This window comes from Aureitalea sp. L0-47, assembly GCF_026126405.1.
In the GTDB taxonomy this organism is placed as follows: domain Bacteria; phylum Bacteroidota; class Bacteroidia; order Flavobacteriales; family Flavobacteriaceae; genus Pukyongia.
The window spans coordinates 1-22,648 of record NZ_JAFMTQ010000002.1; the positions used below are offsets into that span (position 1 = coordinate 1).

General features: G+C 41.6%; 23 protein-coding genes. 6 read left to right on the forward strand and 17 right to left on the reverse strand.

Going from position 1 to position 22,648, the window contains the following annotated elements; all coding sequences use genetic code 11:
- Positions 1-1,526, reverse strand: a 1,526-nt coding sequence (locus J1N09_RS03260; protein WP_265198111.1) for a choice-of-anchor L domain-containing protein, incomplete at its 3' end; no start/stop codon positions are given.
- 74 nt (positions 1,527-1,600) lie between these two features.
- Here J1N09_RS03260 and J1N09_RS03265 point away from each other — a divergent pair.
- The 5 genes from J1N09_RS03265 to J1N09_RS03285 all read left to right on the forward strand — a co-directional run bounded on the left by J1N09_RS03265 (position 1,601) and on the right by J1N09_RS03285 (position 6,652).
- Entirely contained in the window at positions 1,601-2,503 is a 903-nt protein-coding gene (locus tag J1N09_RS03265; RefSeq protein WP_265198112.1) for a NifU family protein, read from the forward strand.
- A gap of 90 nt (positions 2,504-2,593) precedes the next feature.
- Positions 2,594-2,794, forward strand: a complete 201-nt coding sequence (locus J1N09_RS03270; RefSeq protein WP_265198113.1) for a dodecin family protein — start codon at positions 2,594-2,596, stop codon at positions 2,792-2,794.
- Positions 2,795-2,865: 71 nt separating this feature from the next.
- Positions 2,866-4,977 (forward strand): thioredoxin domain-containing protein, encoded by a 2,112-nt coding sequence (locus J1N09_RS03275; RefSeq protein ID WP_265198114.1) that lies wholly within the window; start codon positions 2,866-2,868, stop codon positions 4,975-4,977.
- Between the two features lie 248 nt (positions 4,978-5,225).
- A complete protein-coding gene (locus tag J1N09_RS03280; RefSeq protein WP_265198115.1) occupies positions 5,226-5,924 on the forward strand; it encodes a hypothetical protein in 699 nt (232 codons plus the stop codon).
- Between the two features lie 14 nt (positions 5,925-5,938).
- Complete coding sequence (locus J1N09_RS03285) at positions 5,939-6,652, forward strand: hypothetical protein (protein WP_265198116.1); 714 nt, start codon at positions 5,939-5,941, stop codon at positions 6,650-6,652.
- A 24-nt stretch (positions 6,653-6,676) separates the two neighbouring features.
- Here J1N09_RS03285 and J1N09_RS03290 read toward each other — a convergent pair whose 3' ends face one another.
- On the reverse strand, positions 6,677-8,344 hold the full coding sequence (locus J1N09_RS03290) for a helix-turn-helix domain-containing protein (RefSeq protein WP_265198117.1): 1,668 nt from the start codon (positions 8,342-8,344) through the stop codon (positions 6,677-6,679).
- Positions 8,345-8,622: 278 nt separating this feature from the next.
- Between J1N09_RS03290 and J1N09_RS03295 the strand changes: the two genes are divergently transcribed.
- Positions 8,623-9,357: a hypothetical protein gene (locus J1N09_RS03295; protein WP_265198118.1), complete on the forward strand. Its 735-nt coding sequence runs from the start codon at positions 8,623-8,625 to the stop codon at positions 9,355-9,357.
- A gap of 2 nt (positions 9,358-9,359) precedes the next feature.
- On the opposite strand, the gene tsaB is transcribed toward J1N09_RS03295, so the two are convergent.
- From tsaB to cyoE, 15 genes are all read right to left on the reverse strand, one after another.
- A complete protein-coding gene (tsaB, locus tag J1N09_RS03300; RefSeq protein ID WP_265198119.1) occupies positions 9,360-10,022 on the reverse strand; it encodes a tRNA (adenosine(37)-N6)-threonylcarbamoyltransferase complex dimerization subunit type 1 TsaB in 663 nt (220 codons plus the stop codon).
- A complete protein-coding gene (locus J1N09_RS03305) occupies positions 10,022-11,317 on the reverse strand; it encodes an efflux RND transporter periplasmic adaptor subunit (protein ID WP_265198120.1) in 1,296 nt (431 codons plus the stop codon). Before J1N09_RS03305 ends, tsaB begins: the two co-directional genes overlap by 1 nt.
- Positions 11,318-11,319: 2 nt before the next feature.
- Entirely contained in the window at positions 11,320-12,771 is a 1,452-nt protein-coding gene (locus J1N09_RS03310; protein ID WP_265198121.1) for a TolC family protein, read from the reverse strand.
- A gap of 71 nt (positions 12,772-12,842) precedes the next feature.
- Positions 12,843-14,003: an efflux RND transporter periplasmic adaptor subunit gene (locus J1N09_RS03315; protein ID WP_265198122.1), complete on the reverse strand. Its 1,161-nt coding sequence runs from the start codon at positions 14,001-14,003 to the stop codon at positions 12,843-12,845.
- Between the two features lie 16 nt (positions 14,004-14,019).
- Entirely contained in the window at positions 14,020-15,279 is a 1,260-nt protein-coding gene (locus J1N09_RS03320; protein ID WP_265198123.1) for an ABC transporter permease, read from the reverse strand.
- Between the two features lies 1 nt (position 15,280).
- Positions 15,281-16,525 (reverse strand): ABC transporter permease, encoded by a 1,245-nt coding sequence (locus tag J1N09_RS03325; RefSeq protein ID WP_265198125.1) that lies wholly within the window; start codon positions 16,523-16,525, stop codon positions 15,281-15,283.
- Positions 16,518-17,225, reverse strand: a complete 708-nt coding sequence (locus J1N09_RS03330; protein WP_265198126.1) for an ABC transporter ATP-binding protein — start codon at positions 17,223-17,225, stop codon at positions 16,518-16,520. Before J1N09_RS03330 ends, J1N09_RS03325 begins: the two co-directional genes overlap by 8 nt.
- A gap of 127 nt (positions 17,226-17,352) precedes the next feature.
- A complete protein-coding gene (locus tag J1N09_RS03335; RefSeq protein ID WP_265198127.1) occupies positions 17,353-17,598 on the reverse strand; it encodes a hypothetical protein in 246 nt (81 codons plus the stop codon).
- A gap of 1 nt (position 17,599) precedes the next feature.
- Positions 17,600-18,124 carry a DUF420 domain-containing protein gene (locus J1N09_RS03340; protein WP_265198128.1) on the reverse strand — a complete coding sequence of 175 codons (525 nt, stop codon included), beginning with the start codon at positions 18,122-18,124 and terminating at the stop codon, positions 17,600-17,602.
- 7 nt (positions 18,125-18,131) lie between these two features.
- Complete coding sequence (locus tag J1N09_RS03345; protein WP_265198130.1) at positions 18,132-18,761, reverse strand: SCO family protein; 630 nt, start codon at positions 18,759-18,761, stop codon at positions 18,132-18,134.
- 5 nt (positions 18,762-18,766) lie between these two features.
- The gene (locus J1N09_RS03350) at positions 18,767-19,417 is read right to left on the reverse strand and encodes a hypothetical protein (RefSeq protein ID WP_265198132.1); all 651 of its coding nucleotides are present in this window, start codon (positions 19,415-19,417) and stop codon (positions 18,767-18,769) included.
- 116 nt (positions 19,418-19,533) lie between these two features.
- Positions 19,534-19,917 carry a cytochrome C oxidase subunit IV family protein gene (locus J1N09_RS03355; protein WP_265198134.1) on the reverse strand — a complete coding sequence of 128 codons (384 nt, stop codon included), beginning with the start codon at positions 19,915-19,917 and terminating at the stop codon, positions 19,534-19,536.
- 17 nt (positions 19,918-19,934) lie between these two features.
- Positions 19,935-21,002: a cytochrome c oxidase subunit 3 gene (locus tag J1N09_RS03360; protein WP_265198135.1), complete on the reverse strand. Its 1,068-nt coding sequence runs from the start codon at positions 21,000-21,002 to the stop codon at positions 19,935-19,937.
- Positions 21,003-21,048: 46 nt separating this feature from the next.
- Positions 21,049-21,633 carry a heme-copper oxidase subunit III gene (locus J1N09_RS03365; RefSeq protein ID WP_265198136.1) on the reverse strand — a complete coding sequence of 195 codons (585 nt, stop codon included), beginning with the start codon at positions 21,631-21,633 and terminating at the stop codon, positions 21,049-21,051.
- Entirely contained in the window at positions 21,633-22,532 is a 900-nt protein-coding gene (gene cyoE, locus J1N09_RS03370; RefSeq protein ID WP_265198138.1) for a heme o synthase, read from the reverse strand. The genes J1N09_RS03365 and cyoE overlap by 1 nt, the downstream gene beginning before the upstream one ends.
- Positions 22,533-22,648: the final 116 nt, after the last annotated feature.

Below are 22,648 nucleotides of genomic sequence, written 5' to 3' on the forward strand. Positions count from 1 at the left end.
AAACCCCCAGTGGCCTCAGGCTCACTTAAATGATAGGTCAAGGTCACATTGACCAATATGTTCAAAATCTCAGCATCCTTAGTCGTTAGATCAAAAACCTCAATACCATCCTGGTCATTGTCGCAAAGGAAATAATCCGAAATAGGATCCGTGATGGCAGGAGCATCGTTCACCTGTAGATCCAAGGGAACAATGTCGAAGCAACCAAAATTGTTTTCTTCCAATCGGGCCCAAACTGTCTGAAAGCCAGGTACTGTATTAGTAAATGCATTCGGAGTGGCTATTGGAAAAGCACCGGCTTCGGCTGCTACTTCGGTCAGGTAATAGCTCACAAAGGTATCCGGTTGTCCGTTAATTATCTGAGCATCCCTGATGGTAAGGTCAAATTCGGCTAAACCATCATTTGGAACCTCATCACAGAGTACAATATCATCGGGGACCACCGCAACGGGTTGTGGGGCAAATTCGACAACAACATCGTCGAATGCCGAACAACCGGCACCACCCAAGACAACTTCTACTCCATAAGTACCGGGCTGTGTCACAATAAGGAAATTATTTGTTTCACCTGGTAGAGGATCGAAGACCATCGTAACTTCATTAAAAAGAAACCATTGATATGTAGTTTGGCCAGTGACATCAGTCTCTAATTCTAAAAGTAATTCTTCGCCTTCACAGGGAGCATTTCCAGCCGCAATTGTAAAATCATTTGGCAAGGCCAATCCCAGGTTAAAGGATCCGGCTTCAAGGAATACCGCCATATCCAAAGCAGTGTCCTGTTCATCTGCCACTACCATTTTAATGGTATAGGTGTTTCCAACAATTACGTCTCCCTGGGCTGATAATTCAACAATCTGCCCGTTATAATCAATTGCTGCATTCGCTGCAATATTGAAAGGTTCAAAATTGTACTTGTCGAAAAACTCTTCGTTAATAGCGGGACATCCCCCGGGAACTTCCGGGTGAATATTGGTAACTTCGATAGGGATTGTTGTTCCAGGCAGCACCGCGAGGTTCTGAACAAGGCCGGTATCCTGGTCTGTAAGTATAAAAGCAAAGGCGTCTGAGAAGGTACATTCAAAATTTTGATCGTACTCTTCCGAAGCCATTATAAAGTCAAAGCTAATTTGTGAAATTTGCGGGACAAAGTCGAAGGATATCCAGGAAGCGTTATTTGTATTGGTCGCAGTGGTCACCGCCTCAAGGTCCGGATCTCCCGGCCAGCCTATACCTCCATCACTATGTGTGGTAAGATTAGGACCGGGGGCGTTCTGAACATTTCCGGAGCAAAGAATAATACCTGAAGTAAATGGGAAGTCGGATCCATTTCCGTCGAAAAAAGCGATTCCGTTATCGTCTCCGAAGTTCGTTCCGGTACTCTGCTGAAAGTTACTGACAACCGCACAGGTACTGTTGATCAATACATCTTCAACCAATTCCTGGGTTGTAAAAGTTTCATCCACAGTAATCTGTGAATGAACCAATACAGAGAAGACCAGTAGAATGGGGAGTAAAATTCTCTTCATAGTAGGTTGTTATCGCCTCAAATATATTGATTACAATGGTTTTCTTTTGTTATTTTTGCAAAAAAAAGCCGCAAATGGGACATTTTAGTATTGACATTCAACCCACTAACAACGAAAACATCGTAAAATTTATTGCAAACACCTTTCTTACTCAGGCTAAAAGTTTCGAATTCAGGAACATAGACGAAGCTAAACCGAGTCCGCTGGCTCAGCAATTATTTTACCTACCCTTCGTGAAAACCGTCTATATTTCACAGAATTTCGTTGCCATTGAAAAGTACAACATCGTTGACTGGCCCGATGTTCAGGAAGATGTTTCCATTTCCATCTCCAACTACCTCAATAGCGGAAAGCCAGTTGTGATAGAAGAAGAAACACAAAAAAAGGTCCCTGTTACAGTATATGCTGAAAGTACTCCCAACCCTTCTGTTATGAAGTTTGTGGCTAACAAGCCTCTCGCGGATGGAACCTTCGAATTCAAGAATATAGACGATTCGGCCGAGGCACCACTGGCAAAGGAGCTTTTCACATTCCCTTTTGTAAAGGAGGTTTTCATAAGTTCCAACTATGTTTCGGTAATGAAATATAACGTTGCCGACTGGAACGAAGTCACACTGGAGCTGAGAGAATTCATCAGAAGCTACATCGAACAGGACAAACCGATCCTAAACGATGCTATATTATCCCATAAGTCAGTTCAGGAAAACGCTTCTGAAGAAAACAGAGCCCCTCAAACCGATTTCGATAAAGAAATCATCTCAATTCTTGATGAATATGTGAAGCCTGCTGTAGCCGGTGATGGCGGACATATCGCATTCGATTCCTTTGATGAGGCAACTAAAACCGTTCGGGTGATCCTGCAGGGAGCATGTAGCGGCTGTCCTTCGGCTACCGTGACGCTTAAAAATGGTATTGAAAATATGCTCAGGGAAATGCTACACGGTAAAGTGGAATACGTTGAGGCCGTCAACGGTTAACCCTTCAGAAACACACAAAATACATAAAGTTTTCTGCCATATTTTTCGTATCTTATTTGTTTACGATTAATTAATTAAAACTTACAAATTATGGCAGTATTAAAAGTTATAGAAGTACTCTCCAACTCTAACGAAAGTTGGGAAGATGCGACCCGAAATGCTGTGAAGCATGCCGCGAAGAGCGTTAAGAACATCAAGTCTGTTTACGTACAGGACCAAAGTGCGATCGTGAACGATAATGATATCACTGAATTCCGGGTAAACGTTAAGATCACATTCGAAGTTAACTAGAAGATCCTAAAAAATGATAAAATGCGCTTTTGAATATTCAAAAGCGTATTTTTGTTTCTTATCCATTGAACATGCGTTACCTCATCGCTCCTATACTTGGTATTCTCTTTCTTTATTCTTGCAATTCTTCAATGAACGACATGGACGAACCAAAATACACCAACGACCTTATAAATGAAACCAGTCCTTACCTATTACAGCACGCCCACAATCCAGTGGACTGGAAAGCCTGGAATGAGGAGACTCTTGAATTAGCAAAAACCGATAACAAGCTCATGATAATCAGTATCGGCTATGCAGCTTGCCATTGGTGCCATGTTATGGAAAAAGAAAGCTTCGAAGATTCCCTGGTGGCTTCGGTAATGAACGACAATTTCATAAATGTGAAGGTAGACCGCGAGGAACGGCCGGATGTGGATCAGATCTATATCAGTGCGGTTGAACTAATGACCGGAAGGGCAGGATGGCCGCTAAATGTAATTACATTGCCCGATGGACGGCCTATATGGGGTGGGACCTATTTCAGAAAAGAAGATTGGATAAAAAGTATTGAGAAGATACAGGAACTTTACGAAGAAGAACCACAGAACCTCATCGACTATGCTGATCGTTTAGAGGAAGGAATAAAATCGATAGACCTGCTAACTTTTAATAGCGGTGATGTAGATTTCAGCAGTTACGATACGACCATGCTGGTTGAATCCTGGAGTAAAAATTTCGACTACCGCTTTGGCGGGACCAACAGGGCCCCTAAATTCATGATGCCTGTGAATTACCAGTATTTACTTCGGAATGCCATGGCTTCTGGTGACAAAGAGCTGCTGGATTATGTGTTACTTACTCTGGATAAGATTGCTTACGGGGGCGTTTACGACCATATAGGAGGAGGTTTTGCCCGTTACAGCACGGATGATCGCTGGCACGTACCTCACTTCGAGAAAATGCTTTACGACAATGCGCAGTTGGTAAGCCTGTACAGCGATGCCTACTCGATAACCAAAAAACCTCTTTACAAAGAGGTAGTATTCGAAACACTTGAATTCGTGAAAAAGGAATTGACTGATGAAAGTGGTGCGTTTTATTCCTCCCTGGATGCGGATAGCGAAAATGAGCAGGGCGAATTGGAAGAAGGAACTTACTATATCTACACAATAGAGGAATTGGAATCATTGCTTGCCGATGATTTCGAACTGTTCAAGGCGTATTACAACATAAATAGCTTCGGAAAGTGGGAAAACGATCAATACGTGCTCATCAGAACCAAGAGTGATGAGACAATCATGGCCGACTTCAATCTAACGACCGAAGCGCTTCAGAAGAAAAAAAACAACTGGCGATCTGTATTATCTGAATACAGGGATAAACGGCCAAGACCTCGTCTGGATGATAAATCTCTCACCTCCTGGAACGGACTCATGCTAAAAGGTTATCTAGATGCATATCGTGTTTTTCAGAAAGAAGAATACCTCGAGGTCGCTTTAAAAAATGCACAGTTCATTCTGGACGAGCAGCTACAGGAATCGGGAGCGCTTTTACACAGCTACAAAGATGGGACCAGCGCTATTAATGGCTACCTGGAGGATTATGCTTCAGTAATGGAGGCTTTTATTTCACTTTACGAAATAACTCTGGACGAGCAATGGCTGGAAAAGAGTTTGCAACTTAAAGATTATGTGTTTGAAAAGTTCTGGGATGAAGAAAAAGCTATGTTTTATTTTACTTCGGAAGATGACCCGAAATTGGTAACCAGGAATTTCGAATACAGGGACAATGTTATCCCTGCGTCCAATTCCATCATGGCAAAGAATCTCTTTAAATTATCTCATTATTACGACCTTCCCGAAGTTGGAAAAGCAGCCAAACAGATGCTTAAAAACGTGCTCCCAGAACTGGAACAGTACCCAGGTAGTTTTTCGAACTGGCTGGATCTGCTTTCGAATTACCAGAACGACTATTATGAAGTAGTTGTGATGGGTGAAAACGCTCTCAAGGTAATTGGTGAGATCAATTCAGAATACATTCCGAACAAACTCTTAGCTGGAAGTATGCGATCAAGCGACTCTTATCTTCTTGAAGGGCGATTCGTTGAGGGAGAGACACTTATCTATGTATGCGTGAACAATACTTGCAAACTACCAATGAGAGAAACTTCGGCAGCGCTAAAGGCGATTCGCAGATATTAATGCAACAATTCACCTTTTTAACAGTCTGAATTAATACCGTTTTAACAAAAAATCTGTGATGATTTAATTATCTTCGCCTGCTTTAAAGGAAAGGTGATCAAACGAGTTAAATGTTTTTTTGTTTACAATCTGACTTAATTAATAAGTCTGCCGTTTGATATTTCATACCACGTCTATTTTTTCGATAAAGGTTCACCTGACTATTTTTTGAAAACCGATTCAATTAAAATTTAGCACTTCAAATTACTATGAAAAGAACAGCTGCATTACTGATCCTAACCTTTGCGACTCTAATTTCATCCTCCCTAAAGGCTCAGGGTGTTTTTAACGATCCTGAAACCGACACATATATTTCTCAAAAAGCGATCACACCTCCGGATCACGGTTACAAATTCACAGGATCTCCCTATGCGGATAAAAGATTTCAGCAAGGTTTTGTGTTTCGTGATGGTGTTATCCTTGCCAGTAATGTGGGCCTCAGATTTAATGCTCTTAGGGATGAGTTCGAGATCAAAAAATCATTGAACACGTCAAACTATGCGGCCAAGGTTTTGGTGAAGTCGGAAGACATATACGTGAAGATCATGAATCGTTTGTTTGTATTTCTGGACAAGAATGAAGAAACCGGTGCAGGAGGATATTATGAAGTTTTATTCGAGGGCGAGAGCTTGAGCCTTTATAAGAAGTTGACTAAGGATTTTATAGAGGGGAAAAAGGCAATTAATTCTATTGCTACAGATATCCTGCCTATGTACAAGGAAAAAGAAGCGCTTTTCCTCTTAAATGAAAATAAAGAATTGGTTGAATTGCCAGGCTCAAAGAATGGCAAGGTAAATAGCCTGGGCAGCAACAAAAAGCAGATCAAGCAATATATCAGAGACAAGGATCTCAATATCAATAAAAACTACGACCTGATTAAACTATTGCGGTACTACGATAGTCTATAGTATATATAGTTCGTATGCAAAAGTTCACATATTATCTGCTAATTATTCTAATGCTGTTCAGTTTTACAGCAGAAGCTCAGTTTTGGGATAGGGAATTTGTGGGCGGACTTAACCAGATCGATCAAAATAATAAGCGCCAGCGCAAGTTTGACAAGTACACCCTGGAGGAGAACTCCATTGGCACACCTTATAACCACCCCGACTATTTAACTGGAAATGTTTACAAAGGCAATGCACTTTGGGCTACAAATATAGCAATACGCTATAATGCAGTGGCCGATGAGATAGAGGTGAAAGAATCTCTGGAATCTAAAGACGAAGATGCACGATTACTACCCAAGGACCCTGAGATATTTGTTAAGATAGTTAATGACATATATGTTTTCATTCCGTTCCAGGGAAAAATAGAAGATGGCGGTTATTTTCATGTGATGTTTGAAGGTAAGAAGCTCGATCTCTATAAAAAATTGAAAAAAAGAGTAATTCCCGGTCGCAAGGCCTCTTCCTCCTTTACACAAGATGTTCCTACTGAATTCAGAGACGAATCTCAATATTTCTTAGTCACAAAAAGTGGTAGGTTCTTCCAGCTGCCAGACGAGAAATCCAAGAAGTTTGACATTTTCGGAGCTAACAAGGAAGTGGTTTTAGAATATGTGAAGAAGAACAACCTCGACCCAGAGGAAGAGAAAGACCTGCTTAAGATCATTCAATTCTACGATGGGGTATAACACCCAATACCTTTTCTTTCCAAATTACAGTTTTTGCTGTTGCAATTGTTTCAGGTAATAAGAAGGATATATGCCGTTGCTCTTGTAGAAACTCTTGGAGAAAGATTCGGCACTTTTAAATCCACATTCGTTCGCGATAGCCTTGATGGTGTATTTCCTGAATGTACTGTTATCCTTTAATTCCTCAACGGCAAAGTCAATTCGAAGATCGTTTATGTATTGCGAAAAGTTCTTACCCTTCTTCAAATTAATCACTTTGGAAAGGTAGGTGGAATTAGTTTCGAACAACTTCGCCATCTCGTTAAGGGAAATTCGCTGAGAGAGATATTCCTTTTGCTCTTCAAAAGTTTGAAGCCTGGAAAGTATATCATCTATGATCTCCTGTGAGATACCCAGATCTTCAATAGTGTTAGTCTCTTCCTGAACTTCCGGTTTCTTTTTTGTAATCAGGTTTTCAAATCGTTTCTTGTATTGTTTTTGTCTTCTGAAATAATACAGCAGCAGTCCAGAACTTATCGCCAGGAATCCCAATGCCCAAATAAGTGTAGTGTTGGAAAGTTTGTTTCTTTCTTCAAGATCAGCGATAAGCTGTTCTTTTTCTTCAACTAGTTTGGGTATTTCAAAGTCATTGACTGTCTTTTCGTTGATATTACGCTTTTTATTTTCAATAAGTCGAAGTACTACAACAAGCTTGTAGAGGTAATCCAATTGCAGATCGTCTTCTCCCCGGCCCTTGTGATAGCTTATTAGTTTATCGTACACCTCCGGTAGTTCCGGGTATAGAATTCCTCTATCTTCGTACAGTGAATCAATTTTACTGAAATAAGACATGCCCTTGTCCACATCTCCTTTCTTATTGAAAACACTACCTACATAATAGTAATAGTATGGGAGGTAATAATTATTGAATTGATCGCGATAATTGTCTGCTTTATACAGACTATCCAGGGCCCTATCGTATTCACCTTTAACATAGAGCGCAGTTCCGGAACGAGAGACGAATGCGTAATACGTGGCCGAATCGGATGCTCTTAACGACTCCTTTATTCCTTCAGAAAAATAATAAAGGGCTGAATCGGGTTGCTTCAGATTTACATAGGATCTTCCAAGGCCTTCCAGGGAAGAAATGTAGTTTTCATCAAATTGCTCACTGCCCTTATTTTCCAGGAGCAGTTTATATGTTAGCAGATGGGCATCCAATGATTTCTCATAGTCTCCCCAAAGTTCATTTATATCATTTATCTGGTGTAGGGCTGTGATCTGATGGCCTATCTGGCTCTTAGTCCTGGCGAACTGGTATGCCAGCAATGCACTTTGAAGGCTCCTCTCGTACTCCTCATTTTCATAGAGGTAATGCGACTTGAACAGATAACCAACGGTTGGGAAATTCTTATGCGTACTGTTTTGTGATATCCTGATAGCCGAATCCAGGTATTTTATACCATTACGCCTATCGGATATAAAGGACAAGCGCGTATATCCACGAGCGATTCGGGTACTGTCATTCATCTCCCGGGCCTTTTCAATATATTTTAAGGCAATTCGACTGGCTAATACGGTATCCTCTGCATGGAGATCGTACAAAGGAATCAACGAATCGATGGGCTGAGTATCGAGATAGGTATCACTCAATTCCTGTGCATGAGAAAACAAAGTAAATATAAAAAGAGCAACCAGAATTCTCAATCTCATAGCCGGGTAGTTTCGCAATTGATTAATTAGCAATTTTAGCTATGATAAATTTACTTTTTTATAACCAAGAAGTGTAATATTTTTCAGGAACTCAAAAGTTAAATATTTCAAAACCCCCTATTTATTGGGGTTTAATGGGTTTACCTTTGAGTCTGCATTTATAAATGCCGACAGTGAATTAATAAATTACGCTATCATAAACTTGCAAATAGATTGTTCCAGGTTTAATTTAGCATAAGAAATATTTTAAATACCATTTAGACTTTAAATACAATATAATGAGAAAGAAAATAGCAATACTTACCATCTTTTTATCATGCGGCTTATTCCAGGCCACTTCACAGAATTTTGGAGGAGACCCAACACAGTTACGTGCTTTTACCAATAGTCTTCATCAAGTAGATGAATTCATTAAAAGACAAAACATGGGGATCGATTTAGACGATACGGAAAGCTATACCGGAACGCCCTACAATCACCCTTCCTACTTACCGGGTAATGTCTATAAAGGAAAGGAGTTATTAGCAACCAACGTGGCTTTGCGATATAACGCACTTGCTGATGAAATGGAGGTGAAAGAATCTCTAGACAGTAGTGACGATGATGCTAAAGCCCTCACTAAATCTCCGGATATCTACGTTAAGATAGGCAGCAAGGACATTTTTGTTTTTGTCCCTTACGATGGCGGAATTGAAGGAGGAGGTTATTTCCAGGTGCTACTGGAAGGAAATAAGGTTGATCTCTTTAAAAAGGTCAAGAAGGAATTCTCCGCTGCTAAGCCCGCGAATACATCGATTACCCGTGATATCCCTGCTAAATTCAGTGATAAACCCGTTTACTATCTGGTAGATAAGGAAGGAAAATTCTTCGAGTTACCGTCTAACAGAAAAAAGAAACTCAAAGTATTTGCAGAGAATGAGAAGATGATGAAGAACTACGTAAATTCCAATAACCTGGACTTAAACGATGAAAAAGATCTTATTCGAGCTATCCGTCATTACGATGGTGTATAAGATCAACCGGAGATAAAATCTTTTAAATAATACGGCTCAAAATAAGCGACATCCTCGATGTCGCTTATTTCGTATTTGCGCTCAGCTACTTCGGCCATATCAAGAGCAGATGGCATAGCTTGTCCTAAGTAAGTTGCATTAGGATGCATATGGATCCCCTGGAATTTTTCAACCCCATTCCCTAGAAATACCACTCTCCCCTTCGATAGCACTTCTTCAAATGAATTTTCATCAAGGACTTCCGCCCGTGTTTCCCGAACCTCAGTTTTTTCAGAATTAAATACAGCTGAATACACTTCCATCCTCCTGGCATCTATCATGGGGACTATGAAATCGTAGCTATTATCCTTTATTTGCATGGCCATGGAAGCTAGGGTCGGCACCGAGATAAGGGGGATGTCTAATGCGAAGCACAATCCTTTGGCTGCGGAAACTCCTATCCTTAGTCCGGTATATGAACCCGGACCTTTACTAATTGCAATGGCGTCAAGCTCCGATCTATCTATATCGGCCTCCCGGAGTACTTCTATAATAAAGGGGTGTAACTTCTCCGCATGACTGTAGCGGGAACTCCTGTCTTCCTTAAATGCAGTAACGCTCCCGTCAACCGAAAGCGCTACCGAACAATTTGTCGTTGCTGTCTCAAGACACAATATAGTAGCCATTACTCATCTTCTTTTTCATCCTCCTTGCTAGTATCAGTTTCAGTTACCTTGTCGCCACAATCCAATGTCTTTGTTACTGTGTTGTACGGACCTGTGATAACCACATCTCCTTCAGAAAGACCTGAGGTAATCTGTATGTTTGAATCATCCTGTATTCCAGTGGAAACGACTCTTAATTTAGCTTCGTCTCCGTCTTTTACAAAGACACACTCAAACTTCTCCTGCTCGCCTTCCGTTTTTTCCCTGTCTTTTCTGGCTTTGAATCCTTTCACACAACTCGTATCTGTCTTTATTACAATAGCACTAATAGGAACACCGGTAACATCAGATTGTTTCTCGGTAATAATATCCACAGTGGCCGTCATGCCCGGGCGGAAAGGTGAAAAATTCTCTGGTTTCCCTTCAGTGAGATCCGCATAGGACTGCGGAACAATACGCACCTTTACTTTAAAGTTTGTAACCTGATCCACGGAGATAGCATTTTCCGCCGAATTAGCTATTTCGGTAACTATTCCTTTGAATTCTCTTTTGAGGTAGGCATCCACTTCAACTATCGTCGAATCTCCTAAGGAAACCTTCACAATGTCGTTTTCATTCACATCCACTTCTACCTCCATATTGTTAAGGTTTGCTACCCTGACAATTTCTGTACCTGCCATCTGGGCGGTCCCTACCACTCGCTCCCCTAATTCAACAGACAGCTTGGATATGGTTCCATCCATGGGTGCATAAATCGTCGTACGTTCCAGATTGTCCTGGGTCTGACGTAAATTTGCCGCCGCACTTTGTACGCTGTAATAGGCAGATTGTTTATTGGCCTGTGCAGATTCATATTCATTCACAGAACGATCCCATTCGGCCTTGGATATTACTCCTTTTTCGAATAATTCTTTATTTCTATTGTAATTCAGTTCCGCGTTTTTAAGGTTAGCTTCCGCCTGGGAAAGCTGGGCACGGACATTCTGCAGACCAGCTTGCGATTGACTCACAGCCGACTGGATAAGATCGGGATTGATCTTAACCAGGAGATCTCCTTTTTTAACCTGCTGTCCCTCTTTTATGGGTAATTCGATGATCTCACCTGAAACCTCAGAAGACAGTGCAACCTCTACTTCCGGCTGGATCTTTCCGGTAGCCGCTACGGTTTCAATAATTTCCATAGGGGCAATCTCCTTCACCTGTACCTCGGTGGAATCACCATCGGAACCAATCCACCCTTGCTTCTTGGCAACGACAAGTAATATAAGAAGGACTGCAATAGCAGAAACTATGATGATTAGTGTTTTTTTCTTCATAATTAAATCTTTAACTCTGTTGCGGGTATGCCAAAATACAATTCTAAAACTTTTAATTTAAATATGTAGTCATATTTGGCTCGGTTCAATTCGATTCGTGCATTATCGTATCTCAACTTAGACTGGCTGAAATCGAAGGCATTGGTTAAACCAACATCATAACGATCCTTGGCATATTGATAGGCCAGCTCCTGAGACTCTACGGCTACTTGTGCAGATTCATAAGACTTCAACGCACCTTTGGCATCAACATAGGCCTGGTAAACATTGGACTCAAGGTCTAATTTCGCCTGTTCAAGTAAAAGTTCCTGACGCTTCAGGTTCACCTTGTTTCTCTTCACATTGTTACGAATCCCGAATCCATTGAATATGGGTACTTGCATTTGAATCCCGTAAGAAATACCATCGTTACGATACAATTGTTCCATAAAGGGTAATGGCGGTTCTTCGGCAAGGATTATATTGGGTGAAATACCGAAAACGTCTTCTCCGGTGCTACCCACAATACCTATAGGTTGCTCCGTAATGGAGAACGGATTATTTTCATCGATAGTTTGACTAAATCCACTTGGGAGATCAGATTCACGAGTATTGTAGTTTATGAATGCGGTTACTGATGGATAGAAAGCCGCTCGGGCAATTTGAAGATCCTTTTCAGCTAGTTCCACATTCTTTTCTGCAATCTTTATTTCTGAACGATTCTCCTTTGCCGATTCTATTATTTCTGAAATCTCCTTGCTCGAAATACCTTCATCGATGATCGCAAATTCCTCTTCAGCTATATCGAAATTCTCATAGTCTTCAATCTGAAGTAATTGAGCAAGGTTTATAAGTGAGATCTGAACGGCGTTTTCAGAAATAATGATGTTTTGCTTTTCACTGGCATCCGTCGCCTTGATCTCAAGAAGGTCGCCGCGAGGCAGAACACCAGCATCTACCAGGTCCATAGTTCGCTGAAGCTGCTCCATGGTCACTTCGTTCTGAGCGGTTATGGCATCCAGGTTCGCCTTATTCAGAAGGACTTGTAAATAGCCATTTGCAACGAACAAAGAAATATCGTCTTTCATTTTATCCAGGCTGTAATCCGCAGCTAGCCTGTTAATCTTGGCTCTTTGGTTCCTGCGAACATTTTCCAGCCCCTTGAAGAGGTCAAGGCCCGCCCCAACAAAATAGGAAGAGTTACGTGCTGTCTGAGTTTCCAAAACTCCTGTAACAACATTTTGAGTTAGACCCGTATTCCAGGAATTAGATGCCTGTCCGTTTAGTGAAGGTAGAAAATTCCCAATTGCATCAAGTTTGGCGATGTCCGCTAACTCGACATCGAGTTCACTTTGTTGAATTGAAATGTTGTTCTCCAGAGCGTGAATCACACATTCCTTAAGGGTCCATTTTTTCTGTGCAAAGCTAGGTGATGCTACAAGTAGCAAAATCAGTATGATAACTAGTTTCTTCATAGAATTGATAGTTGCCGGATTTGTCTGTTAAAATGTTAAAGTGTTACAGAAATTTTGATGAATTAAACCACTTAATTTCTACCGAATTCCTGTGCTGGTTTGATCTGGTTCCACACCTTTATCTTGTCGTCCTTAGAAATACCATTAACGACCTCCACAATTATACCATCGCTGATTCCCAGTTCGATGTCTCTACGCTCGAACTCCTGATCCCCTGTCTCAACTTCCACAAAGGGTTTTTGGGTCTTAGGGTCGTATTGTACCAGTGCTTCTTTCAAGGTCAATACGCTATCTGCCCTGGCCAGGATAATCGAGGCATTAGCACTAAGCCCGGCACGGATAAAGGTAGTATCTTTTTTGTTCAAAGTTCCTTTAATTTCAAACTGAATAGCCCCATTCTCACTCACACCTTTCGGAGCGATATAATCTAAAATGGCGTCAAAGGTGGCGTTCTCAATCGCTCCCACAGTGATTTCAAGCGGAAGATTTTCCCTGATCTTCCCTACCTCACTTTCATCAACTTTTCCTTCGAAGATCATTTTGTCTACATCTGCGAGTGTGGCAATAGTAGTTCCATCGTTGAAATTATTGGCTTCTATCACCTGGTTCCCAACCTTTACCGGAACATCGAGAACCATCCCGGAGACGGTAGCTCTTATTTCGGTGGTTGCAGCTGCTCCAAGGCCACTTGTGGTTCCCGTCTTTACAATATCGTAATTCTGTTGCGCTCCTGCAAGGTTTACCTTTTCCTGGTTGAATCGCTGCTTGGCCTGATTGAATACCAGTTGCGCATTATCGAATTCATTGGCCGAGATAACTCCCCTTTCGAAAAGTCCTTTCTGCCGATTGTATATGTTTTCTTCATTCTGAAGTGCCAGCCTCGCCGTTTCAAGTTGTGTTCTTGAACTATTGATACTGTTCTTGGCGCTGGTTAATGCCGAAACATTCGGAACTACCTTTACCATAGCAAGCAAATCTCCCGCCTGAACCTGCTGTCCCGCCTCCACAAATATCTCCTCTATAATACCAGAGATATTTGGTTTAATGAGGACCTCTTCCTTTGGAACAATGCTTCCCGTGGCCACTGTCTTCTTGACAATGCTCTCAACCTCCGCACTTGATGTTTCATAGATGACAGGATCTTCCTGGTTTTTTGAGTATAAATAATAGAGTGCTGCTGTAAATGATACAGCAATTACAGCTAGAATGATAATGGTTACCGTTCTTTTCATTTGTTCGTTAGTTATATTATTCGGTGCGCAAAGCGTCCACCGGTTTTACTTTTATTGCATTCTGAGCAGGAATAAAACCTGCCAGGAGTCCTGAAACCACCAGTATAATGAGGGCGGAAACAACAACCGAGATATCTACACTCGGATTCGAAAACATATCCACCGGCCCATTGGCTTCCAGAATCTTATTAATTCCGAAGATCACCAGGGCGCCGAGAGAAATTCCTACCATCCCTGAAACGATCGTAAGCACCATGGATTCCAGTAATACCTGTCCTCTTATCGACCAGGGAGTAGCTCCAATTGCCCTTCTGATACCTATTTCCTTTGTCCTTTCTTTTACTACTATGAGCATGATATTGCTTATTCCGATAATTCCGGAAAGCAATACCAGGGTTCCCACGAAATATGCTATGATGTTCAGGGCGAAGAATAATCGCTCTATCCTGCTATATTGTTCGTACAAGTCGAAATTCCCTATCGCCCTGTCATCGTCCGGATGTATGGTATGACGTTGCTTCATCACGTCGAAGATCTGCTCTTTTAATACAGTTATGGAAGAGCCATCCTCAGCCGTGATTGCCATCCAACCTACCCTGTCACCCCTGTTAAACGCCTGGGAAAAGGCTGTGAAGGGTACATAGATCTCTTTCTGGTCTTCTTCGGAATCTCCTCCCTGCGACTTTTTCTTATAGGTTCCAACCACAACGAAATTCACTCCGTTGATCTTGATATAGGTACCTAGTGGGTCTTCGGCAGGATCGTAAAGTCCTGTCTTCACACCCTCACCTATTATTGCCACTTTCCGTTTCTCATCGATATCACCATAATTTATAAACCTTCCACTGGTGATATCCATGGGCTGTTGTTCAATAATTTCAGGGTAGTCACCATACACATTATATGCTCCGGTATTTAGTCCGCGGACCACATTGTTGCTACCTCCAAAGCCGCCCAACTGATTTCTGGGAGAAACAAATCGAAGGTTTGGCACATTGTCCCAGATTGCCTGAACATCCGCTGTTCGGTAGGTGAACCTTCTTCCTTTGGGAAGTCCCTTGTAGGGTTTCGAGATGGTTTGGGTCCACATGAACATGGTATTCGTGGCGATATTTCCGAAATCCGATTTCACACCGTTTTCAAGACCTTTTCCGGCTGCCAGTAGAATCACTAGTATGAAGATCCCCCAGAGCACACCAAAGGCAGTAAGCACCGTCCTGAACCAGTTGCTGCTTAGCGCTTCTAATATTTCACTCCATCGATCCCTGTTGAACATCTTATTCGTCTCTTAATGCTACGATTGGTTTGATCCGTGCGGCTCGCCAGGCCGGGAAAAATCCTGCCAGGGCTCCAGCCAGTATTAAAATAAAAACTGTGGTAATTGCTACATTGAAATTCACGGAGGGATTCACAATGTAATCTACTTCGATATTTGGGCCTAAGACCTCCAGTAATGCCATACTGGATATCAAGCCCAGAAATCCGGCGATAGCGGTAACGAAAATCGATTCGTGGAGGATCATCCCAATGATGGACCATGGCTGGGCACCTATCGCCTTTCGGATACCAATTTCTTTTGTCCTTTCCTTTACTATTATGAGCATGATGTTGCTCACCCCAACCACACCTGCAATGATGGTACAAATTCCCACAACCCAGAAGAAAAGCTTGATCATAGCCATAAGGTCATAGTAGCGCTTTGCTTCTTCCAATGAGTTCCAGCTATTGATAGCGCTTTCATCTTCAGGAGCAACAATATGCCGTTCTTTTAAAAATGCTTTCATTTCATTGTTGAAAGCGATAGATTGCTGAACAGCCTGCTGAAATGTTTTTTGAGGTTTTAGGGTAAATCCCAGATTCCTCACCTTGTTTCCCCCGGCAAACACCCGCTGAGAAGTAGTAAGCGGTACGAACATTCGTGACTCTTCACGTTCCCCTCCCGGGTCACGATACACTCCTATCACCTTGAAATTGATCCCCGCTATTTGAATCTGTTCGCCAACTGCCTCTTCTTTTCCGAAGAGATCTGTGTAGACCTTATATCCCAAAACAACAACTTTCTCGTAATTGTCAATATCCGATCTATTTAAAAAACGCCCTGAGATTAACGAAGCATTCTCAAGAAATTGGTAATCCGGATACACTCCTTCTACTCGATAGGTCCCGGATTCATTCTTGTAGTTAGTCAAGCCATTCCAAATGCGGAAAACAGAGGATTTGAATTCAAGGTCATCTTCGTATTTTTTAATAAGAAATTCGAAGTCTTCGTTGGTAAGTTCGATAAAGCGCCCGGGGTTCATCCCTTTATATTCAACGGTAGTGACCTGTGTCCACACGTGAATCCGATTAGAAGCATCTTGCTCAAACTCCTTGGCAACACCATTTTGCATCCCCTGGCCAAACCCGAGGAGTATAACCAATATGAATATACCCGAAGCCACCGAAAGTCCGGTTAAGAAGGTCCGCAGTTTATTTTTGCGGATGGTTTCGAATATTTCCTGCCAACGCTCGAGACTAAACATGACTTTTTTCTTTTACTCGTACCTGCTCGATCTTAGTGTCCTCAATAATAATACCGTCCCTCAGGTGAACAATTCGCTTGCACATGTGCGCTATATCATCCTCGTGGGTAACGATCAATATTGTTTTTCCTTCATCATTAATGGATTGCACTATTTCCATTACTTCGTAGGAGGTAGTAGAATCCAGTGCGCCGGTTGGCTCGTCAGCCAACAGAACTTTGGGTTCACTTGCAAGTGCCCTCGCAATGGCTACTCGCTGTTTTTGACCACCGGAAAGCTCATTTGGCAAATGCGTAGCCCAATCTGCCAGTCCAACTTTTTCCAAATAAGACATTGCCTTTTTGAAACGCTCTCCCCTTTTTGCCCCCTGGTAATACAGTGGCATCGCCACATTTTCCAGTGCGTTCTTGTAGGAGATCAGATTAAAAGACTGAAAAACGAATCCCAGGAATTTGTTTCGGTATCGAGCAGCTACTTTTTCGTTAAGGTTTTTTATGGTGGTGCCATCCAATTTGTAGGATCCTTCATCGGCCTCATCCAGCATTCCGATAATATTGAGTAGTGTAGATTTCCCGGATCCAGAAGACCCCATGATCGCAACCATTTCGCCTTCTTCTACGTGAAAATCTATGCCTTTTAATACGTGGAGTGAATTAGCACCTGTTACATACGATTTATGTAAGCCTTTTATCTCGATCATAGTTCGGATTTCTTATACAAAATAAAGCCCTTCTGGACGTACTTCTGTGAAATTCGTGTTAAGACTTGCGGTTGGTTAGTGTGAAGTCTTTGAAATAAGACTTGTTAGGAATTAATATGTTACACTTTTACAGTCCAGAAGCCTCAGAATTTGCCTCTTTTGCCTTTTTTCGCATCCTGTAAATAGCGTAACCCACTCCTCCGATAAGTAAGTAAGGGAATATCATAAGGTAAATGATACCATTATTTATCCCTTCGGCAGCATTCCCACTTTCCTCACTTTCAAGCACGGCGCGACACATAGCACATTGGGCCTCAGCAGGGACTACGGCCAACACTAATAACAACAATATGATAATTGATCGTTTATTCATTTCAATAATATGGTGAGATCATGATATAAACTATAACTCCTGTAACAGCAACGTACAACCAAATAGGGAAAGTATATTTGGCTATTTTCTTATGCTTCTCAAAATTACCCGTCAATGCCCGGACATAAGTAACAAGCACAAATGGTATCACTCCGATCGAAAGGAAAATATGACTTATCAGTACCACGAAATATACATAACGCATTATCCCTTCGCCGCCATAAGGTGTTGAGTCGGAGGTCATGTGATAAGCCACATACATAACGAGGAACAAAGCGGAAAGCAATATACAAAGCTTCATCAACCGCTCATGAGTTTTTCTGTTCCCTTTCTTTATTTGTATTACTGCGACTATCAGCAGTATCGCAGTTAGCCCATTAATGGTGGCGTAAATCGGTGGTAAAAAACCAAGTCTTTCTACCCCGGGAATCCTAACGGTAAAAAGTAGTGCGACTGCCAAAGGAATGGCTACGGAAAGAATCCAGATCCAGGTGGTATATCGTTTATGGGAGCTATTCTCGGTCATACTTCAGTTATTTTAACAACTGTTCAATATCTTCTATTAGCATGCGGATGCCTTCAGCTTCAAGGCCATCGTAATAGATTATGGGATTTCCGTGTTTGTCGTATCGAGAACGGATCTTTCCCTCCTGGTCGATTAGTGCAAAATATCCGGAGTGTTCGAATCCGCCATCGACTTCAGAGTTTTCACCAACGTAAAGATTGAAACCGCCGTTCGCCAGATCGTAGATCTTTTTCTTATCCCCTGTTAGTAAATGCCAGTTCGGACTTGTGATCTCATAACTCTCGGCATATTTTGTTAGTACTTCGGGGGTGTCGAATTCAGGATCTATACTGAATGATGCAATTCCGAGGTTTGGGTTTCCGTAGAATTTATTCTGAATTTTTACCATATTTCGATTCATGATGGGGCAGATCGAAGGACAGGTAGTAAAGAAAAATTCCGCTATATACACTTTTCCTTTGTAATCGGCATTTGAGATCGTCTCCCCGCGCTGGTTCGTAAAACTGAATTGGGGGACATCGCCGATCACTGCAAGATCGGGATTATCGAAATAGTCACCTATTTGATCAACAGCCCAGATCCCAAAAACAAGGATAACAAATGAGATTCCAATGTATGAGTAGTCTTTTTTCTTCATTGTAACTATATCTCTCTGTCAGCTTTATATTTCTTAAGCTCAAGACGGTATTCGGCAAGGATCACTTTTACGTCATCGTCCATTTTATTATTGATCTCTGCGAAATCCCTGGCGTCGAATCCGTACAATTTACCCACGTCTTCGTCATCGTCCCGTCCGCGCAAATTTCCATTCTTATCAATTATGAAAATATAAGGACTACTGAAATCGGGCATAAGGAGGTATTCCGAGTTCAGTGATTTGAAAACACTTTGTATTTCTTCTTTGGTGCCGAAAACAAATTTCCAGCGGTCTGTTTCTGCAATTTCTGAAAGTTTATTTTTCAAATCCATGGAGTCCTCCTCCGAGCCTTCTGGTTGAAGAATAACCACCTGGAAATCGTTGAAACCCCTGTTCTTTTTATAGATCTTATGTGCCAGGTTAAAAGCATTCACTTTGTTTGCCAGCGGATCATTTCCGAAGAAACCAAGAATAGTAATACTGTTCTTTAGCGTTACCGTATCTTTTTCAGGAGAAGAAAAATTATCGATCTCCTTCACGTTCTCAGTTAGTACAGGCAGGCGACCAAAATTATCCTTACCCGACGCAAAGAAGATGTACATGGATAAAGGCAGCAGGAACAAAACTCCTAGAACTAAATACTTTTTAACTTGCATAGTGAAATTACTTCCACAAAAATACTCCCAAAAAAGGCGTAAAACAATCTCTTAACGATATTTTGTGAGGCATAAAAAAACCCCGCGATGCAGGGTTTTAATAATTTAATGTCTCTTTAAAAGTTGAATTTTACATAATTGCTTTTGTACACCTCGTAAATATAATCACCTTCAATAAGGAGGATCAAAACGAGATAGCAAATAAGGAAAACCCCTGTCCAAACAACAGCTCTGCGCATCGCTTTTACCTCATCGCGCATGTGCATGAAGTCCCAGGTAATATAGTATGCTTTCGCCAGGGTAAGAATGATGAAGATCCAGTTTAACAATTTCATCGCCATAAAACGATTCTCTGTAAGCCATTCTGGTTTAATAATACCTAGTGCAACTTCAACTACTGTTACGATAGACAGTACAGTAAAAACCCCCCATATCTTTGTTACGTTGGATTTGAACTTTAAAAGTCCTCTGAATATTTCAAGTTTATGCTCGTGTGCCATGCTGAATTTTTAATATACTAAACAAGGTAAAAGAAGGTAAATACAAATACCCATACTAAATCTACAAAGTGCCAGTACAACCCTACTTTCTCTACCATTTCATAGTGACCTCGTCTTTCATAGGTTCCTATAATAACATTAAAGAATATGATCAGGTTGAAGATCACCCCTGAGAATACGTGGAATCCGTGGAATCCTGTAATAAAGAAGAAGAAATCGGCAAATAATGGAGTACCGTATTCATTGTGTTTCAAATTAGCTCCTTCTACCACAAGTTTCCCATCATTAACCAATTTGGCGACACTCATTTCACGGCTATAAATTGCCTTCTCTCCTGTAGCATCCAGGTTGATAAAAGATCTTTCGAGTCTCGCGACCTCTTGTTTATCCGCAGTATCCTCAGAAGCACGAAGGGCTTCCATATCCGGGATCAATTCCTGGTCACGAATAAGCAAGTTCTCATTTGCAAGGAAACCGGCTTTTACTTCTTCATAGTTGAAAGAGGTTTCCGTTCCACCTTCCATATACCAGATACCGTTTCCTTCGGTATGGGTTTCCGTAGTGCTGGGCAAGGTTGTGGCAAATTCTCCAATTGCAACCCGTTTACCATCCTTATCCAGGAATTGTAATATTTTTCCACCGTTAGTTTCAACGGCTCCGTAATCTCCTTTAATGAACGTAGCCCATTCCCACGCTTGAGATCCAACGAAGATAAGACCCCCGATTATCGTAAAGAAAAGATACCAGATCACTTTCTTTTTCTGCATTTTGTGTCCTGCATCTACCGCAAGTACCATAGTCACAGAAGAGAAAATAAGGATGAACGTCATGAATGCCACATAATACATGGGAGCGGGAACACCGTGCAGGAATGGCACGTGCGTAAACACTTCATCGGCTATTGGCCATGAATCGATAAACTTAAATCTTGAAAATCCATATGAGGCGAGAAATCCTGAGAAGGTTAGTGCATCGGAAACAATGAAGAACCACATCATCATCTTTCCGTAGCTTGCTTTCAGAGGCCGGTTACCGCCTCCCCAAGTCTTTCCTTCTGTGCCTGTTTGAGCAACAGTAGCGTCCATATAAAGAAATTGGTTTTTAATAAAGGTCCAAAAATACGACTATTTTTTATCTAACGAAATAGAAAAAGAAAAATAGGTAAATCCATAGTACATCGACAAAATGCCAGAAGGTCGTTGCCAGTTCTATCCCGAGTGTTTTTCCGTTTCTATATTTCTGTTTAAAATGATTATAAATTACCACCATCAAAGCGATCAGCGCAATCACGATATGCGCGATATGAACCGCCGCAATTAGGAAAATATAAGTATATGTTATGTTACTTGTAGGGCCGGTGGGATTGTAACCAAAAATTCCGATGATCTCATCGAAGCCGCGTAATTGCAGCCAAATAAAAAGGATTCCCAGCACTAATGTGATCCATAAAAAGAGCATTCCGGCACTATTCTTTCCTTTCTTAACATTTCTGTTTGCGAGGTGCATGGTAATGCTGCTCAGTACAATCACGGCCAAACTGTAATAAAAAGACTGTGGGATTTCAAAACCATCGAGCCAATCTTCGCGTTTGCTACTTACAATATAGGCACTTGTAAAACCCAGGAAACTCATGGACAAACTAATGATACCGAACCACAGCATCATCTTTTTGGCCCTTCTTCTCTTCATTGCTTCACTTCCTTCGGTATAATCCATTAGCGTATAAATTTATCAATTACATAGATTAGCTGCAGCAGTGTGATGTAGCTAACACTAACCAGCATGAGTTGCCTGGCTGCTTTATCTGATTTCATTCTGAATAGTCGCACCGCATAATATATCAACCAGACTCCGAGGCCTAGAATAAGTAATGCTGCAACCGGAGAAAGGAATAAGGAACCTGTCACACCAAATGCAGGTATCAGCGACGCCAGGACTGTCCAAATACAATATAAGATGATCTGTATTGCCGTTCCTTTATCTCGTCTACCATTGGGAAGCATAAAGAAACCAGCTTTTTCATAATCTTCGAACAAAAACCAGCCAATAGCCCAGAAATGGGGAAACTGCCAGAAGAATTGAATCATGAATAAAGTCCCCGGTTCAATTCCGAAGTCATTCGTGGCCGCCACCCAACCCAGCATAAAGGGTATGGCCCCTGGTAAAGCCCCTACAAAAACTGCAAGAGGCGTCCTTGTTTTTAGTGGAGTGTATAAACTCACATACATGAATATGGAGATCGCACCAAATAAAGCGGTTTTCGGGTTAATCACATATAGTAGTCCTACACCACCCAATGTTAAAATACAGGCGAGGATAAAAGCAGAGGTGACTCCCATACGTCCTGAAGGAATTGGCCGATCCTTTGTGCGTTCCATCAACGCATCCAGATCCCTTTCTATGATCTGGTTGTAAACGTTGGAAGCGCCAACCATACAGTAACCCCCAACACTTAAAAGAAGCAGGGTAAAGAAATCAACTGTATCGCAAGCCAACAGGTATCCGGCCAGTGAAGAAAAGACAACACTAACCGACAAGCGCATTTTAGTGATTTCAGTAAAATTTCTTACCAGGGATCCCCTTGAAGAGTATGTCTTTGTGGTCGACAAGTTCATTTTTTTAATGAAGCCAAGCTTTGCTTCGGCTGGTGCGGGGCAAAGATACACCACCAGCCCTTTTTTTACAATATATATCCGATATTGTTCGGATTATATATGCGCTTTTTACTATT

Coding starts and splice junctions, on each gene's coding strand:
- J1N09_RS03365 (WP_265198136.1), bottom strand. CDS start 21,633: ATGGATTATACCGAAGGAAGTGAAGCAATGAAGAGAAGAAGGGCCAAA.
- J1N09_RS03285 (WP_265198116.1), top strand. CDS start 5,939: ATGCAAAAGTTCACATATTATCTGCTAATTATTCTAATGCTGTTCAGT.
- J1N09_RS03290 (WP_265198117.1), bottom strand. CDS start 8,344: ATGAGATTGAGAATTCTGGTTGCTCTTTTTATATTTACTTTGTTTTCT.
- J1N09_RS03320 (WP_265198123.1), bottom strand. CDS start 15,279: ATGTTCAACAGGGATCGATGGAGTGAAATATTAGAAGCGCTAAGCAGC.
- cyoE (WP_265198138.1), bottom strand. CDS start 22,532: ATGAACTTGTCGACCACAAAGACATACTCTTCAAGGGGATCCCTGGTA.
- J1N09_RS03360 (WP_265198135.1), bottom strand. CDS start 21,002: ATGGACGCTACTGTTGCTCAAACAGGCACAGAAGGAAAGACTTGGGGA.
- J1N09_RS03325 (WP_265198125.1), bottom strand. CDS start 16,525: ATGTTTAGTCTCGAGCGTTGGCAGGAAATATTCGAAACCATCCGCAAA.
- J1N09_RS03345 (WP_265198130.1), bottom strand. CDS start 18,761: ATGAAGAAAAAAGACTACTCATACATTGGAATCTCATTTGTTATCCTT.
- tsaB (WP_265198119.1), bottom strand. CDS start 10,022: ATGGCTACTATATTGTGTCTTGAGACAGCAACGACAAATTGTTCGGTA.
- J1N09_RS03310 (WP_265198121.1), bottom strand. CDS start 12,771: ATGAAGAAACTAGTTATCATACTGATTTTGCTACTTGTAGCATCACCT.
- J1N09_RS03265 (WP_265198112.1), top strand. CDS start 1,601: ATGGGACATTTTAGTATTGACATTCAACCCACTAACAACGAAAACATC.
- J1N09_RS03315 (WP_265198122.1), bottom strand. CDS start 14,003: ATGAAAAGAACGGTAACCATTATCATTCTAGCTGTAATTGCTGTATCA.
- J1N09_RS03350 (WP_265198132.1), bottom strand. CDS start 19,417: ATGCAAGTTAAAAAGTATTTAGTTCTAGGAGTTTTGTTCCTGCTGCCT.
- J1N09_RS03340 (WP_265198128.1), bottom strand. CDS start 18,124: ATGACCGAGAATAGCTCCCATAAACGATATACCACCTGGATCTGGATT.
- J1N09_RS03305 (WP_265198120.1), bottom strand. CDS start 11,317: ATGAAGAAAAAAACACTAATCATCATAGTTTCTGCTATTGCAGTCCTT.
- J1N09_RS03280 (WP_265198115.1), top strand. CDS start 5,226: ATGAAAAGAACAGCTGCATTACTGATCCTAACCTTTGCGACTCTAATT.
- J1N09_RS03295 (WP_265198118.1), top strand. CDS start 8,623: ATGAGAAAGAAAATAGCAATACTTACCATCTTTTTATCATGCGGCTTA.
- J1N09_RS03270 (WP_265198113.1), top strand. CDS start 2,594: ATGGCAGTATTAAAAGTTATAGAAGTACTCTCCAACTCTAACGAAAGT.
- J1N09_RS03330 (WP_265198126.1), bottom strand. CDS start 17,225: ATGATCGAGATAAAAGGCTTACATAAATCGTATGTAACAGGTGCTAAT.
- J1N09_RS03275 (WP_265198114.1), top strand. CDS start 2,866: ATGCGTTACCTCATCGCTCCTATACTTGGTATTCTCTTTCTTTATTCT.
- J1N09_RS03335 (WP_265198127.1), bottom strand. CDS start 17,598: ATGAATAAACGATCAATTATCATATTGTTGTTATTAGTGTTGGCCGTA.
- J1N09_RS03355 (WP_265198134.1), bottom strand. CDS start 19,917: ATGGCACACGAGCATAAACTTGAAATATTCAGAGGACTTTTAAAGTTC.